This is a genomic window from Agrobacterium sp. B1(2019) (assembly GCF_008274755.1).
Lineage (GTDB): Bacteria > Pseudomonadota > Alphaproteobacteria > Rhizobiales > Rhizobiaceae > Agrobacterium > Agrobacterium salinitolerans.
In genome coordinates this window covers 279,354-293,853 of record NZ_VTPB01000001.1, presented here as the reverse complement: position 1 = coordinate 293,853, position 14,500 = coordinate 279,354, and the positions used below count along the sequence as shown (strand labels likewise).

Here is a 14,500-nt window from a genome sequence, read left to right as displayed (position 1 = left end):
GAGCGGAACACGGGCGCGACGCCCTCAAGCCTTGCTGAACCGCCCGACATTCGCCGAGATGAGATGGCGCAGCGCTTTCGCATAACGTTTGGATCGCGTCTTGGCCGCAAGCGCGCTTCCCCAGTCCACCATCGACCCGTTGATATCGAAATCGCCGAGCTGGCCTTCGGGAATATCGCCCTTCTCAATGCGCTCGACGATCGAGGGTAGAGCCGCATAGAATTCCGGCGAACGATAGGGCGGATGCAGCGAATACATGCCCTTGCCCGTGCCGAGAAAATCGAGCCGGTGAACGCCGGTGCGCATCATGTTGGTGCTCAGCACCTCCTCGGCAGGCATGGAGACCGGCTGCTGGTTATAGGCATAGGAGCGGAGGCGCCGTTTGACATCGGGCCTGAGCAGTTCCAGCGAGCCGATCCTTTTCGCAAGACGGTCCATGTCGATCATGAAAAGCCGGGTGGACACGGTGGCGAAACGCCAGGTGGGAATGCGCGACGGCAGCTTGCGCGGCTCGGGGATGTTCTTCACGCCCGGCATGCCGACATGGCGGGAAATATCCAGATCGCCGCGAACCGTCGGCGGCCCGGAAAAGGGCGTGATGCACAGCGCATCCGGATTGGCCTTCTGGAGCGCGATGGCCTCCCCGAACCAGCTCTGGCTGCCGCCGCCGAACATCATGTCGCTGTCCATGTGCATCACGTAACGGGCATTGGCGCGTTTCAGACCGTAGAAATAGACATGGAAAGGCCCGCCATCGAAAGCCTTGGCGGGATAGGGGATCGGCGAGCGGGCAAAAAAGGCTTCGGTCACGGCGCTACGCGCCGCATCGCTGTAATCGACGATATCCACAGAGAGATGCGGATAATTGGTCTGCATTTCCTCCAGCATGTCGAAGAGACGCTGGCGCGCCGCATCGAAACCATTGCCCTTGTACCGCCCCGCCCCCACCTGGCCCGTATCGACCGTGAGCAAAATGCGGTCCACCTGCCCGCCCCAGACCCTGAGCTGATGCGGCAGCGTCAGGGCCGCATGCGGGGCATCGAAGGGGTGCAGGTTGATTTGCAGCGCCTTTTGCACGGGAGGAAGCGGCATTTCAGCATTCATAGTCATGCACCACGGTTGCGGAATTCATTGATGATGGCCATCATGGGTTTTTCGTTGAAACTCCAGTCCAGCGGCAGCGGCCGGTTGGCGGTGCCGTCCCGGCGCGGATAGGCCCAGCGGATCCAGGTATATTGATCCGAGATGCCCCATGTGGTGATGGAGGAAAGCGCGCCGCCCGCGGAAGCCGCCTCCAGAAACTCGCGGACCTGGCCGTTGATCAGCATATCCCGTTCGGCCTCCGGCGCGGGCAGCGTCTGGTCCATCACGTCAAGCTCCGTCACCAGAACGGCAAGACCGTAGCTGCGCATTTCCGTCGTGAAGGCGGCAAGCTCGTCCTTGGCGATCGGCCAGCCGCCGCGCAAATGCCCCTGCAGGCCGACGGCGTTGATCGGCGCGCCCTTTTCCAGCAGTTCGAGGATGAGATTGCGGAAAGCGGCGCGTTTGGCCGGCGATTTCTCGGCGGCAAATTCGACATCATATTCGTTGAGCACGAGCTGCGCCTTCGGATCGACCGCATGGGCGATCTCGAAAGCTTTCTTGATGGCGTCAGGCCCCGCGCCATAATACCAGGCATCGCGCCGCGCGCGCACATTGCCGGGCACGTCGGGGATCGGTTCGTTGACCACGTCCCAGCTGTGGATCACGTCCTTGTATCGCTCCATGACGGTGACGATATGGGTTTCCATCAGCTTCTCGACCTTCATGCCACCGCCAATGCTCGCAAGCCAGGGCGCGTTGGAAGCGTACCAGATCAGCGGATGGCCGTGCATGGAAAGCTTGTGCTGACGGGCGAAATTGGCGAGTGCATCGGCGGCGGCGAAATCGAACACTTCCGCCGAAGGCCGCAGGACCTCCCATTTCATTTCGGTGACCGGGGTGATGCGCGAACAATATTTCACCACCGCTTCGCCGATGCGACTATCGGCGGTAAGGTCAGGCAGGTAGACGGCCGCGCCATAGGGGGCGGTTTTGATCGTGGCTTTCTTCTGCGCGGCAAAGGCCGGGCCGGCCACAGCATGCAGCAGGCCAGCGCTTGCCGCACCACTCAGAAAATTCCGCCGCCCGATCCGCATTCACCCGCCTCCACGACCTTTATTCCCAAAACATAACATTCCGATCATAGGAAAAGGATATTAAAGATTTGCAAGGTTAACCGACGCTATACCACGTCATATTTGGTGAGCGCCGCTTAATGCGGTAGTAACTTCACTGTGAGAATGCTTGGCCCACGCCGCATGGAGTTTGAAGTCTTGGTCTCCGTTTCGATTGTCATTCCCGTTCGCAATGGCGAGCGTTACATCGTGGAAGCGATCGAAAGCGTGTTGCTTCAGGGCGGGACCATCCGCGAGGTTCTGGTGGTCGATGACGGCTCCACCGACGCCACTGCGCAAAGGGTGGAAGGTTTTTCCGATCCGCGCGTAAAACTTCTCGCCCGGCCGCAGGGAAGGCAGGGCGTTTCCGCCGTGCGCAATTTCGGCCTGTCGCAGGCCCGCGGCGAATGGACGATGTTTCTCGATGCCGACGACCGTTTGAAACCGGGCGCCATCGCAGCCCTTTGCGCCGGCATCTCCGGACCCGATGTCGTCGCCGTCTATGGCGATTATGAGCGCATCGATGAAGATGGCGTCAAGACCGGTCGGCGCAACCTCATCCGCCGCCGGGAAAAACCCGATGGTTTCATTCTCCAGCCGCTGCTCGGCGGCAACTTCATCGTCAATGGCGGCATCATGCTGGTCAGGACCCGCATCTTTCAGGAATTCGGCGGTTTCGACGAGACGTTGCGTTATGCCGAAGACTGGTATGGCTGGTGCAGGCTGGCCGCCGCCGGCCGTTTCGTTTACCTGCCCGGCTGCCATGTGCTGGATTACCGCGTGCACAGGACAAGCGTGATGATGAACCGGCTTTTGACGTTCCGCGATTGCGAACCGGCCATCGAAGCCGTGTTTTCCGACCCGGCCATCGTCGCCGCCATTTCGCCGCCGGAACTGCGACGGCTTCGCCGCCGGTCGGAGAACCATATGAACGCCTATACCGTGGCGCAGGCCTTCCGCGCCCGCCGTTACCGCGAGGCTTTTTCGGCACTGGCCGACACCTTCCTCAACCGCCCGCGCCAGAGCCTCAGGGCCGTCGTTTTTTCCGCCGCAGCGCTTGCCGGAATTTAGGAGTTTCCATGTCCGAGATCATGCCGGAAGCGGTGGTCTGCATCCCGAGTTTCCGCCGGCCGGAAGGCTTGAAGAAGACGCTCGCATCGCTCGCAGCCCAGAAGGTCGATTTTCCCTTTGCCGTCGTCGTGGTCGATAATGATGGCGCAGGCCAGCAGGGCCTTGCCGTCGCACGCGCCTTTTTCGCCGAGAGCGGCATGGCCGGCGAGGCATTGGTCGAACCGACACAGGGCAATTGTTACGCCATCAACACGGCCTTCCGCATCGCCCGACAGAGCTATACTTCGGCCGAGTGGTTCCTGATGATCGATGACGACGAGGCCGCCTCCCCCCAATGGCTTGCCGAAATGGTTTCAGCGGCGAAATCCTTCGGCGTCGATATCGTTGGCGGACCGGTCAACCGGGAATTCAACGCCCCGGCTTCGAAGGCGGTTCTCTCGCATCCGCTGTTCGGCTCCATCGAAGCGCCGACCGGCCCCGTCGAGCAAATCCACGGATCGGGCAATTGCCTGATCTCACGGCGGGTTTTCGAGACGCTTGCGAAACCGGAATTCGACGTGCAGTTCAACTTCCTCGGCGGCGGCGACATGGATTTCTTCACCCGCTGTCGCAAGGCAGGTTTCAAATTCGCCTGGAATGCGCAGGCCCTCATCATCGAATATGTGCCGGAAAACCGCATGGCGCCGCGCTGGATCATGGAGCGCTCGCTCCGAACCGGCATCATCAATTACAGCATCGACCGCGCCCGTCGTCCCGGATTGAACGGCGGTCTGCTGCTTGCCGCCAAAAATGTCGCTAGCCTCTGCCTGTCGCCGCTGCGCGCCGTTTCCGCAGGACTGAAGACCGGCGCATTGTTGCCCGCCACCCATCCGCCGCTGATGTCCATCGGCCGGGTCATGGCAAGCCTCGGCATCACGCTTACGCCCTACAAGGCGCCGGCGAAGAAGACCTGACGCAGAATCGCTCCAGCCATGATCAGTTCAGGGTCTTTTCCCTGCCGAGCGAGATTGTATTGATGAGCCGCTTCTGCAAACCGAACGACGAAAAGGCTGTCGCCAGCACGAGGAGCGGCACGAGCACCGGCCAGAAAAAACAAAGGACAATGCCGGTTACCCGATAAAAATCCCAATTCTTGTCGCGGCGGGCGCCTTCGATATAGGTCATGGCGAGAGAGGTAACGGTGCCAATTCCATATATGAAAAGAGAAATGGACGTAATCACCATTGGTGGCCTCAATATATTTCTGATTCGAATAAATTTGTAATATCGAGACAGTGTAGCGCGGTCCTTCGCAGTTGCAACGAAATTCAACGGCAAAGCCCGTGGGCTCAATTGGTTAGGGAGGCCTGATGTAATGATGCAATGCAATATGCAGGCCGCTAAGAAAGGCCCGCAGCAGCTTTATCGGTCCTGACCCGAAGCCCTAAAACGATACTTCAGCAGCGAATATATGGCGATCGGATTGGTCAGCAGATAGCGTTTTCCAAGACGCTTCGGCTCAAGCATCGCGCGGTAGAGCCATTCCAGCCCCATATCCTGCATCCATTGCGGCGCCCGGCTGTTCTTGCCGGCGAGGAAATCGAAAAGGCCGCCGCAGGTCTTGATCACGGCGACGCCGGAGAGCCTGTCCAGATTGCGAGAAACGAAACGCTGTTCCAGCGGTATACCGAAGCCGACCCACAGAATATCGGTCTTCGAGGCGACGATATCGGCAATGATTTCATCCCCGCGACCAGGACCGAAATAACCATTATGCCGCCCGGAAAAGACGAGACGCGGATAAAGCCTCTGCATTTCTTCGACCGCCGCGCGGTTCACCTCTTCGGAACCGCCGAGGAAATAAAACCGGCTGCCCGTCTCTTCGGCGCGCTTCGCCACCGCATGAACGAGATCCGTGGTCGCAACCCGTTCCCTCAATGCCTTCGGGCAGAATTTGCGGGAGAAAATCACCAGCGACATGCCATCGGCATGAATCTGGTCCGCCTGCCGCAGCATGGCGTCAAACTCCCGGTCGTGATGGCAGAGCGCGATGACCTGGCCGTTAGCCGATGTCGAATAAAATGGCCGTGCACCGGCGACGCGCGCCGACGTCGCACGCAGGATGAAGTCCCGCGCCGTTTCATCGATGGTCGCGTCAGTGATGGGTAATGCCGCAAGCGGAATAACCGGCCAGACCTGGCCAGTCCCCTCCGCATCCGGCATCTCTCTCCCTGTCATGATCTGTCCGGTGTCCAAGATAGGCATCGTTTCATTGTTATAGTCACGCTTATTCATAGGGTGTAAGGCTTCAAACACTACGAAGAACTATCATTAATATTTTTATAAATCCTCGTATGCAGGGGGCATTTTACACGCCTGAAGGTTGTACGCCACGTTTTCTGACTATTCCGGATTTCCATCCGATGGGTTAAGGGACGCGTAAATCAAACCACGGAAGGGCTCCGGCCATGGAAACAATCTCGATCGACAATCGCGGCGATTTCGGCCTCTGGGCGATAGAACGGGCGAAAGAAATCGTCGCCAACGAGGCGTCCGACCTTGCCATTTCGGTTCGCGATGGAGACGAGGCCGGTATTCGCGATGCCGGCAATGCGCTGGGTGCGGCCATCGCCGCCGCCCTGCTCGAAGTTTATGATGGTCTGATTTCGGAAGAATAAGGCGACACGCAGCCGCCTCGTCTTACCGCGCCGCGACATCCGCGTGATCGTCCCGACGCAGATAACCCCAGAGGCCGAGCGCTACGGCAATGCCAAGACCGAGGAACAGTCCGCCCATGCCGCCAGCGATCAGGAAGGTCAGCTTGCCCGGCGGCCAGCTTCTGGAATTGGGCGCAACCGGCTGCGAAATCACCCGCACATTGGTGGAATCGATCGACTGTTGTTCGGCAAGCTGGCGCGAGCGAGTGAGGTAAGTCTCATAGATCGCCGCCGCCGAGCGGGCGTCACGCTCCAGATCGCGCAGCCGCACCTGCGCCTCGTTGTCGGTAAAGACATTGGCGCGTTCCGCCACGGCCTTCAATCTCAGGGCATCAAGCGAGGAACGGGCTTCGGCAACGTTGATCTTCGCCGCTTGCAGGATGCGCCGCGCCTCGTCCGCCATGCCGCGTTCCAGCATTGCCCGCTCCGCACCCGCCGTCGCCAGACGCGGATGGCGGGCGCCATAGGTCAACGTCATCGCGCCGATCTGCTGCTGCAGGGTACTATATTGCGCGCGGATGGTGTTCATCGTCTGGCTGTCAAAGATGGCGTCGCTTTGCGTGCGGTTCTGGGCAATCGCCGCCTCCATCTGCTTCAGGCGGGATTCCTCCTGAATCAGCCGCTGCTGGGTGGCAAGAACCTGCGCATTCAGCTCGCCGGAGGCGAGATTGCTGACGAGCTGGCCATTATTTTCCTGCAGCCCGTTCTCACGCCGAAAATCGGCCACGCGCTTTTCAGCGATGGTTACATTTTCGCGCATTTCCTCGAGCCGCTTCCTGAGATCGTCGACGACACGCTGGCTGCTGTCGGAGGTCGTCTGGAACAGCTCGCTTTCAAAGGCCTTGACGATGGCCTTGGAGACAGTCACCGATTTTTCGGCATCATTGGTCCAAACCGAAAGCGTGACCACGAAGGAGCGCGGGTCGCGTTCCGCCGCCACCCGATCACCCAGTGAACGAAGCGCGCCGACGCGGTTGTCATCATCTTCCGGCTTCGATGAGAACATTGCCTTCAGCCGCGCAAGCGGCGGCGGGCTGATGAATTCAGGGTCCTGATCGAGCTTCAGCTCGTCCACCACCCGCGCCAGCACGTTGCGCGAGGTGATGGTGCGCAGCTTGCTTTCCACCTCGAGTATCTGTGTGTCACGCTGCTGGTTGGGCGAAAACACCCCGTCATTGACGACGTTCAGATTGGAGGGATTAACGACGATATCCGTATAGGCCTTGTAGCGCGGCGGCGTCATAGAGGCGTAGGTGAGTGCGCCGGCGACGCAGAGAATGATCGCCAGCACGATCCAGACGATGCCTTTCCGGAGCCAGAGGATGACGTCATCCACTCCGATCCTGTCGATATGTTTCAGGCCCGGCAGCGCAGCCGCCAGATTGCCGCTCGGCGAAGCAGCCTTTACCGGCGTCTCGGCAACAGCCGGCTCGGCGGCGGTCTTCGGCGGTTTCGGCTCAAGATGCTCCTTCAGCACCGTGCGCTCGAAAACCTCGTCCTCATCAACCAGATCATCCAACAGGGAACCATGGGTTCTCGCGGCAGGCGCCGTTTTTTCATCGAGCGGACGTGCCTGCTTATGTCCCGCCTTTTGAAGCCTGTACATCAGCCAATCCAACTCGAACGAACCAAAAAAAGGCCGGCAACAGAGGGTTCCCACCGTCGCCAGAGCCGCCATCGACGGACAAGTTTAAATATAACGGGTGAATTTTAGGTTACCCGCATCGGTCCCGCCATCATCGCCTATTCGCGGCCACGTTGAAAGGGATGATTGACTTGGATGGATCGATACGGTTCTTTCAACCGTTATATTTTTGCATTATCCATTTGACCCTCAAAGATTTTATCGAAACGGAGTTTGGCATGAGCCTGAAATTTGGAACGAGCGGCCTTCGCGGCCTCTCTGTCGATCTGAAAGGAAAAGCCTCGGCCGTCTATGCCACGGCATTTGCGAGGCACCTTCTCATATCGGGCCAGGCAAAGGCGGGCGACCCCATTCTCGTCGGCCGCGATTTCCGCGATTCGAGCCCGGAAGTTTCCGCCACCTGCATCGCCGCGCTGAAAAAGGCCGGCCTCACCCCGCTCGATTGCGGCGCCGTGCCGACACCGGCGCTGGCGCTTTACGGCCTGTCGCTGAAGGCCGGCGCGCTGATGATCACTGGCTCGCATATCCCGGCCGACCGCAACGGCATCAAGTTCTACCGCCCGGACGGCGAAATCGACAAGCAGGACGAGACGGCGATCGCAGCCCTTGCCGCCGAAATCGAGGCGGAGGGCATAAGCGCCGAGGCGACGACCGCCGAAGACCATTCCGCCACCGCAGCCGAACTTTTCTATGAGCGCAACATTGCGCTGCTGCCGGAAAAGGCACTTTCCGGCCTCAAGATCGGCGTTTATCAACACAGTACGGTGGCGCGCGATCTCTTTGTCGACGTGCTTGCCCATTATGGGGCGGAGGTCGTTCCGCTCGGCCGCTCTGAAACCTTCATTCCCGTCGATACCGAAGCGGTCTCCCCGGAAACGCTGGCCCTTCTCAAAAAATGGTCGCCGGAGCACGGTCTCGACGCCATTGTTTCCGCAGACGGCGATGGTGATCGTCCGCTGCTGACCGATGAAAACGGCGTGCCGCTGCGCGGCGACCTCATCGGCCTGATCACCGCAAATTTCCTCGGCGCCGGCGTGGTCGTCACCCCCGTCACCTCCAATTCGGGTATCGAGGCCAACGGTTCGTTCGACGTCATCCGCACCAAGGTCGGCTCCCCCTTCGTGATCGCGGGCATGTCTGAGGCGCTCACCGCCGGCAAAAACGGCGTCATGGGCTTCGAGGCTAATGGCGGCCTGCTGACGGCCTCCGCCTTCACACTTAACGGCAGGGCGCTTTCGCCGCTGCCGACGCGTGACAGCTTCCTGCCGGTTCTCGCCGTGCTGCTGCTCTCGGCGGAACAGAAAAAGCCGCTCTCGCAGATCGCCGCCGCCTATAATTTGCCGGTCGCCGCCGCCGACCGCCTGGAAAATTTCGCCCAGGAAAAGAGCGCCGCCCTGATGACACATCTGCGCGCCTCCCGCGACAATCTCGAAACCTTCCTCGCCCCGGTCGGCACGGTAAAGGCGCTGAGCGACATCGACGGCCTGCGCGTGGCGCTTACCGATGGCAGCACCATCCATTTCCGTCCTTCCGGCAATGCTCCCGAAATGCGCTGCTACGTCGAAGCCGCCAATCAGGACGAGGCCGAAACGCTGCTGAACAAGGGGCTCGATCTCATCCGTAATTTCGGGTGATGTTCGCAGGATGCCGGGCTTGCCCGGCATCTTTCCTCTTTGACCTGTCCCAAATGTCGCACCCCGCCCGCGCCCTGTTGCTCTTCCGGCTCCATGGAGCGATAAGGACCGGAGGGCCACGAGAGGCGGATTATGAGCGGCGAGACCATTACCCTTTATGAAGCGATAGGTGGCGATGCGACTGTCAGGGCGCTGACCCGGCGCTTCTATGAATTGATGGATACCCTGCCGGAAGCGGCGCGCTGCCGCGCCATCCATCCCGCCGATCTTTCCGGCAGCGAGGCGAAGTTTTACGATTATCTGACGGGATATCTTGGCGGACCGCCCGTTTATGTCGAGAAACACGGCCATCCGATGTTGCGGCGACGCCATTTCGTCGCCCCCATCGGCCCCGCCGAGCGGGATGAATGGCTGCTCTGCTTCCGACGCGCAATGGACGAGACCATCGAAAATCCGAAGCTGCGCGAGATCATCTGGACGCCGGTGGAACGACTGGCCTTTCACATGCAGAACCAGGAGGCGGACAGCCAATGACCACGCAGAGCGCGACCATCGCAAGCCTGCCGCGCGAAAGATTGCGGGCCTTCCTTCTGTTGTTGGGCGGCCTCACGGGCGCGGCCGGTGTGATGCTCGCAGCCGCCGCCACGCATACGGGCGAAACCTATATGCTCGGCAATGCTTCGGCCATGGCGCTGGCGCATGCGCCGGTGCTGGTGGCGCTCCATATCGGCGCGGATCGCATCAGAACCGCCATCCCGGCAGGCCTGATCCTCGGTCTAGGCACGGCCATCTTTGTCGGCGATCTCGTTACCAGGCATTTTTCCGGCCACAGCCTGTTTCCCTACGCCGCGCCAGCGGGCGGCCTCGGTATGATCGCGGGATGGCTGGTGCTGTGCGCGGGAGCGTTTATCAGACCGAGACAGGCATAAGACGTTGTATAATTGTCCCGACGGTTGTTTGTTGCCCTGTTACCGCTAAGATCGTGATCATTGCTGGATGAATTTTATTTCAAATGATCGAATATCGGCCAGTGGGCCATGGTAAAGCCAGAGCGTATAGGACGGCCTCCTGCGTCGAGGCCGAACCCCCTGCACATCTTCGAAACATTGTCGATCGATACATCAGCATAAAATCTGATGCCCCGCTCCAGAGCGATCTCAAATTTCACGCCTTGCCGGATGCATGCTGCTACCTGATCTTCGACCAGCACAACCCGCAGATAGCAGGCGTATCGATGCTTGCCACCAGTTCCGAAGAGCTCGATCTCGGGCGGGAGTTTCATTTCGTCAATGTCCGGCTTTTTCCGGGCGTTTGGCAAAGTGAAAGAGAGATGCCGTCATACGGTCAGATAAAGACCTCCTACACGGGTCAGCTGCCCCTTCTTGCCTGTAACAGACGCCTTATAGGGCAGGATTTTTTCATCCAGCAGACCATATTATCGGAACTGATGGACACATTGATGAATCAGCGCGTTGTCGCGCCAAACCCCGTGGTCAATGTCATCCTGTCGCGCCTCGACGCCATCCATTCCGTCGTTGACATGGCCTCGGCACTTTCCGTCTCAACCCGTCAGCTCCAGCGGATACTGAAGCGTGCGACGGGATTCGCGCCGCACGATCTGCTCAAGATTTTAAAGCTACAAAAAGCGCTCAGGGGTGAGCACTACGGCGATTATTATGTCGATCAATCGCATTTCATCCATTCCTTCCGCAAAGCGACTGGCTACACGCCGGGGCGTTACGCAAAGAAATTCGATGTCTGAATTATACAATATCCACCACGCTATTTGACCTAGAAATCGCCTGTCCAAATTAACAGGAGCAGGTGATTGCCATGAGTAAAATGAACGCTGTGGGATGGTTCGATATCTATGTGGGTGATATGGAGCGCGCTGTCCTCTTTTATGAGCGCGTCTTGAACGTCAAACTCGAGCCAATGATCGATCCGACTGGGGAAACCGAAATGATGAGTTTTCCGGCCGACATGGCATCTTACGGAGCAGCCGGGGCGCTTGTGAAAACGGCCAACGCAACCTCAGGTCGAGGCGGAACGACGCTCTATTTCTCGGTCGATGATTGCGCCGCTCAGCAAGCCGCCATCGCAGAAGCTGGCGGGCTATTGATCAGACCGAAATTTTCAATCGGTCACTTTGGGTTCGTGTGCCTCGCGCAGGACACCGAGGGCAATCTGATTGGTTTCAATTCGATGAACTGAGCCGCCTTCGTCCTGTCGCAACGTTAGCGCCCTTTCCTGCGAAACGGCAGGACGTTGCGGCCGCACTTGCCCGGTGCACCTTCTATAAAAGAAGGCGTCCGGCCCGGCTGGCGGGCGTTCAAATGAGGGAAAACAACGACATTTGCAGCACGGGCGCGTTCTTCCCGCTCCCCAACCATCTCGTAAATATCCGTCAGGGCGGAATCCGCTGCCTGCTCGGCCATCTTGTGCAGTTCCGCGCGGCAGGCTTCCACTGCCGCCGGATAGTCTTCAGTCACTTCATTGCGCTCGTCGCTCATCGCTGGAGGTCCGTTCATTCATCGTCTGCAGCGCCCGCTCCAGACTGGATTTGCTGCCGTTGCGCAACGGAACGAAGGTCTTGCCGAATTTCTTGCAACCGGACTTCACCCGCAGACACGCATCGTGGCTGATACAGTCGATCGGGCAGAAAACGCAGTCGACTGAGGGAAGAACGGTATCGATGCGGGAGACGGCTTCACGCAGGCCGCCGTCGTGATGAATGAGCTCCGCGCCAAAATTGCTGGCGATCTGGCGAAGATGGGCAACCTGACAGTCACGGCCGCCGACATAAAGAAAGCTTTTCGGACCGGAAAGCTGCTCTTCGGCCACGGCCTTTTCGGTCTGCGGCGCGGCCTTGCCCTGCTTGCCGCCGCGTTCGGCCTTCTTCTTTTCCTTGCGTGCCATTCCCTCACCTGCCGGTTGGTTTTTGATACCCCGATATTGGGCCCCGACATTCGGGATGCCGGCACCATAATAAAGATGAGTTTTCTAGTAAAGTATAAAGGTGATAATTTTCATCATGTTTTTCGCAGCGCGCTCAGGCGCTGAGAATCCGGCGATGCTCAGCCGGTTATCCGCAATCCACCCATGAAAAGCTGCTCGAGATGGCGGGCCGCATCTTCGAAACGCCCGTCGCCGCCGTGTCTGTCCCCCAGCACCGCCCGCACCTGCACATCGAAATCCGCATAGTGCTGAGTGGTCGACCAGATAGAGAAAATCAGGTGGTAGGGGTCGCATTTGGCCATCCGCCCGGCCTTCACCCAAGCGCGGATCACCTCTGCCTTCTCATCCACCAGCTGTTTCAGCGGGCCTTTCAGTTCGTCCTCGATATGGGGCGCGCCCTGCAGGATCTCATTGGCGAACAGGCGGCTTTCACGCGGAAAATCCCGCGACATTTCCAGCTTGCGGCGAATGTAGGAGCGGATTTCGCTTTCGGGATTACCCTCGGCGTCAAAGGCGCGCAGCGGGTCGAGCCAGGTATCCAGCACTCGCTCGATCAGCGCGCGATGCATCGCCTCCTTGGTGCGAAAATAATAAAGCACGTTCGGTTTCGACATGCCGGCCGCTTCCGCAATCTGGTCGATGGTGGAGCCGCGGAACCCATTCGTGGAAAAAACACTGAGCGCCGCTTCAAGAATCGCCTCCTGCTTTTCTTCCTGAATGCGGGTCCGCTTCTGTGTTTTCGCTGCGCGCGGTATGGCCATTCTCAGCTCTCTGTTTCTTTTCAATGCAATTGCCGCTACAGTATGCTTAAAAAATAATCGCCGTTCATAGCTTAGGCAAAATTACTGTGATTCGTCACAAAATCCCTTGCTGACGCCAGTGCGAATTTGCAATGTTTACCAGCCGGTCAATTTATCCACCATCGCCGCCACAAGGCAATGGCTGTTATCTTAACCGGCAAAAAAGGGAACGGCACAAGCTTTGCTTTGATAAAAACAAAACAGGTGAGGACGACACTGCATGGCGGCGGGTAAGAACTTGACGGTCAATGGCGACCGTCTGTGGGATAGTCTGATGGAGATGGCGAAGATCGGCCCCGGCGTTGCCGGCGGCAATAATCGCCGCACACTAACGGATGAGGATGCGGAAGGCCGCCACCTGTTCCAGCGCTGGTGCGAGGCGGCGGGCCTGACGATGGGCGTCGACCGCATGGGCACCATGTTCGCCACCCGCGCCGGCGAAGACCCGGACGCGCTGCCGGTCTATATCGGCAGCCATCTCGACACCCAGCCGACCGGCGGCAAATACGACGGCGTGCTTGGCGTGCTGGCCGGGCTGGAAGTGGTGCGCAGCCTGAACGACCTCAATATCAAAACCAGACATCCGATCGTTGTCACCAACTGGGCGAATGAAGAAGGCGCGCGCTTTGCTCCCGCCATGCTGGCATCCGGCGTTTTTGCCGGTGTTCATGATCTCGACTACGCCTATAGCCGCACCGATACCGACGGCAAGACCTATGGCGAGGAGCTGAAACGCATCGGCTGGCTGGGCGAGGAAGAGGTCGGCGCGCGCAAAATGCACGCCTATTTCGAATATCACATCGAACAGGGCCCGATTCTGGAGGCCGAAAACAAGCAGATCGGCGTCGTCACCCATTGCCAGGGCCTCTGGTGGCTGGAAGTGACGTTGACTGGCAAGGAAGCCCATACCGGCTCCACCCCCATGGCCATGCGCGTCAATGCCGGCCTTGCTAGCGCCCGCATTCTCGAAAAGGTGCAGGAAGTGGCGATGGCCCACCAGCCGGGCGCGGTGGCCGGCGTCGGCCAGATGATCTTCACCCCCAATTCCCGCAACGTGCTGCCCGGCAAAGTGGTCTTCACCATCGACCTCAGAACCCCCTCGCAGGCAAAACTCGACAGCATGCGCGCCATCTTCGAGCGCGAGGTGCCAGCAATCGCCGAAGAACTCGGGGTCGGTTGTTCCATCGAGGCCATCGGCCATTTCGACCCCGTCACCTTCGATCCCGTGCTGGTCGGCCGCGTGCGCTCCGCTGCCGAAAGACTGGGCTACAGCCACATGGACATCATCTCCGGCGCCGGCCACGATGCCTGCTGGACGGCACGGGTCGCTCCCTCCACCATGATCTTCTGCCCCTGCGTCGGCGGGCTTTCCCACAACGAGGCCGAGGAAATTTCACCGGAATGGGCAAAGGCCGGCTGCGATGTGCTGCTGCATGCGGTGCTGGAGACGGCGGAGATCGTGGAATGATCGTGCCCACGAGGGCAGGCCCCCTCATCCGAC

Annotated in this window: 17 protein-coding genes; 9 read left to right on the top strand and 8 right to left on the bottom strand. The window is 59.4% G+C overall.

Annotation, left to right across the window (positions count from 1 at the left end; all coding sequences use genetic code 11):
• Positions 1 to 24 precede the first annotated feature (24 nt).
• Positions 25 to 1,104, bottom strand: coding sequence for a polysaccharide biosynthesis glycosyltransferase UppG (gene uppG / locus AGR1_RS01455; protein ID WP_187772156.1), 1,080 nt, complete (start codon positions 1,102 to 1,104; stop codon positions 25 to 27).
• 2 nt (positions 1,105 to 1,106) lie between these two features.
• The gene (gene uppI / locus AGR1_RS01450; protein ID WP_149145982.1) at positions 1,107 to 2,177 is read right to left on the bottom strand and encodes a polysaccharide biosynthesis UDP-hexose transferase UppI; all 1,071 of its coding nucleotides are present in this window, start codon (positions 2,175 to 2,177) and stop codon (positions 1,107 to 1,109) included.
• A 177-nt stretch (positions 2,178 to 2,354) separates the two neighbouring features.
• Here uppI and uppH point away from each other — a divergent pair, with 177 nt between their 5' ends.
• Positions 2,355 to 3,266 (top strand): polysaccharide biosynthesis endo-1,4-beta-xylanase UppH, encoded by a 912-nt coding sequence (uppH, locus tag AGR1_RS01445; RefSeq protein ID WP_244555763.1) that lies wholly within the window; start codon positions 2,355 to 2,357, stop codon positions 3,264 to 3,266.
• Between the two features lie 8 nt (positions 3,267 to 3,274).
• Positions 3,275 to 4,219, top strand: coding sequence for a polysaccharide biosynthesis UDP-hexose transferase UppJ (uppJ, locus tag AGR1_RS01440; protein ID WP_149145981.1), 945 nt, complete (start codon positions 3,275 to 3,277; stop codon positions 4,217 to 4,219).
• Between the two features lie 22 nt (positions 4,220 to 4,241).
• On the opposite strand, the gene AGR1_RS01435 is transcribed toward uppJ, so the two are convergent.
• Entirely contained in the window at positions 4,242 to 4,490 is a 249-nt protein-coding gene (locus tag AGR1_RS01435) for a hypothetical protein (protein WP_187772017.1), read from the bottom strand.
• Positions 4,491 to 4,667: 177 nt separating this feature from the next.
• Positions 4,668 to 5,468, bottom strand: coding sequence for a polysaccharide biosynthesis UDP-hexose transferase UppL (gene uppL / locus AGR1_RS01430; protein ID WP_080789920.1), 801 nt, complete (start codon positions 5,466 to 5,468; stop codon positions 4,668 to 4,670).
• Between the two features lie 245 nt (positions 5,469 to 5,713).
• Between uppL and AGR1_RS29450 the strand changes: the two genes are divergently transcribed.
• Positions 5,714 to 5,923: a hypothetical protein gene (locus AGR1_RS29450; RefSeq protein ID WP_003509414.1), complete on the top strand. Its 210-nt coding sequence runs from the start codon at positions 5,714 to 5,716 to the stop codon at positions 5,921 to 5,923.
• Between the two features lie 22 nt (positions 5,924 to 5,945).
• Here AGR1_RS29450 and uppM read toward each other — a convergent pair whose 3' ends face one another.
• Complete coding sequence (gene uppM, locus AGR1_RS01420) at positions 5,946 to 7,568, bottom strand: polysaccharide biosynthesis protein UppM (RefSeq protein WP_162927307.1); 1,623 nt, start codon at positions 7,566 to 7,568, stop codon at positions 5,946 to 5,948.
• 257 nt (positions 7,569 to 7,825) lie between these two features.
• Between uppM and uppO the strand changes: the two genes are divergently transcribed.
• The 5 genes from uppO to AGR1_RS01390 all read left to right on the top strand — a co-directional run bounded on the left by uppO (position 7,826) and on the right by AGR1_RS01390 (position 11,455).
• Positions 7,826 to 9,241 (top strand): polysaccharide biosynthesis phosphomannomutase UppO, encoded by a 1,416-nt coding sequence (uppO, locus tag AGR1_RS01410; RefSeq protein ID WP_149145979.1) that lies wholly within the window; start codon positions 7,826 to 7,828, stop codon positions 9,239 to 9,241.
• 132 nt (positions 9,242 to 9,373) lie between these two features.
• Positions 9,374 to 9,775 (top strand): group II truncated hemoglobin, encoded by a 402-nt coding sequence (locus AGR1_RS01405; RefSeq protein ID WP_035220023.1) that lies wholly within the window; start codon positions 9,374 to 9,376, stop codon positions 9,773 to 9,775.
• The gene (locus AGR1_RS01400; RefSeq protein WP_187772016.1) at positions 9,772 to 10,170 is read left to right on the top strand and encodes a DUF423 domain-containing protein; all 399 of its coding nucleotides are present in this window, start codon (positions 9,772 to 9,774) and stop codon (positions 10,168 to 10,170) included. Before AGR1_RS01405 ends, AGR1_RS01400 begins: the two co-directional genes overlap by 4 nt.
• Positions 10,171 to 10,253: 83 nt before the next feature.
• A complete protein-coding gene (locus tag AGR1_RS01395; RefSeq protein ID WP_210248729.1) occupies positions 10,254 to 11,003 on the top strand; it encodes a helix-turn-helix transcriptional regulator in 750 nt (249 codons plus the stop codon).
• A 71-nt stretch (positions 11,004 to 11,074) separates the two neighbouring features.
• Complete coding sequence (locus AGR1_RS01390) at positions 11,075 to 11,455, top strand: VOC family protein (RefSeq protein ID WP_149145978.1); 381 nt, start codon at positions 11,075 to 11,077, stop codon at positions 11,453 to 11,455.
• Positions 11,456 to 11,478: 23 nt separating this feature from the next.
• Here AGR1_RS01390 and AGR1_RS01385 read toward each other — a convergent pair whose 3' ends face one another.
• From AGR1_RS01385 to rutR, 3 genes are all read right to left on the bottom strand, one after another.
• Positions 11,479 to 11,754, bottom strand: coding sequence for a hypothetical protein (locus AGR1_RS01385; protein WP_149145977.1), 276 nt, complete (start codon positions 11,752 to 11,754; stop codon positions 11,479 to 11,481).
• The gene (locus AGR1_RS01380; RefSeq protein ID WP_149145976.1) at positions 11,735 to 12,160 is read right to left on the bottom strand and encodes a DUF2325 domain-containing protein; all 426 of its coding nucleotides are present in this window, start codon (positions 12,158 to 12,160) and stop codon (positions 11,735 to 11,737) included. Before AGR1_RS01380 ends, AGR1_RS01385 begins: the two co-directional genes overlap by 20 nt.
• Before the next feature lie 158 nt (positions 12,161 to 12,318).
• Positions 12,319 to 12,960: an HTH-type transcriptional regulator RutR gene (rutR, locus tag AGR1_RS01375; RefSeq protein WP_077981450.1), complete on the bottom strand. Its 642-nt coding sequence runs from the start codon at positions 12,958 to 12,960 to the stop codon at positions 12,319 to 12,321.
• A gap of 259 nt (positions 12,961 to 13,219) precedes the next feature.
• Between rutR and AGR1_RS01370 the strand changes: the two genes are divergently transcribed.
• Entirely contained in the window at positions 13,220 to 14,467 is a 1,248-nt protein-coding gene (locus AGR1_RS01370; protein ID WP_149145975.1) for a Zn-dependent hydrolase, read from the top strand.
• Positions 14,468 to 14,500 lie beyond the last annotated feature (33 nt).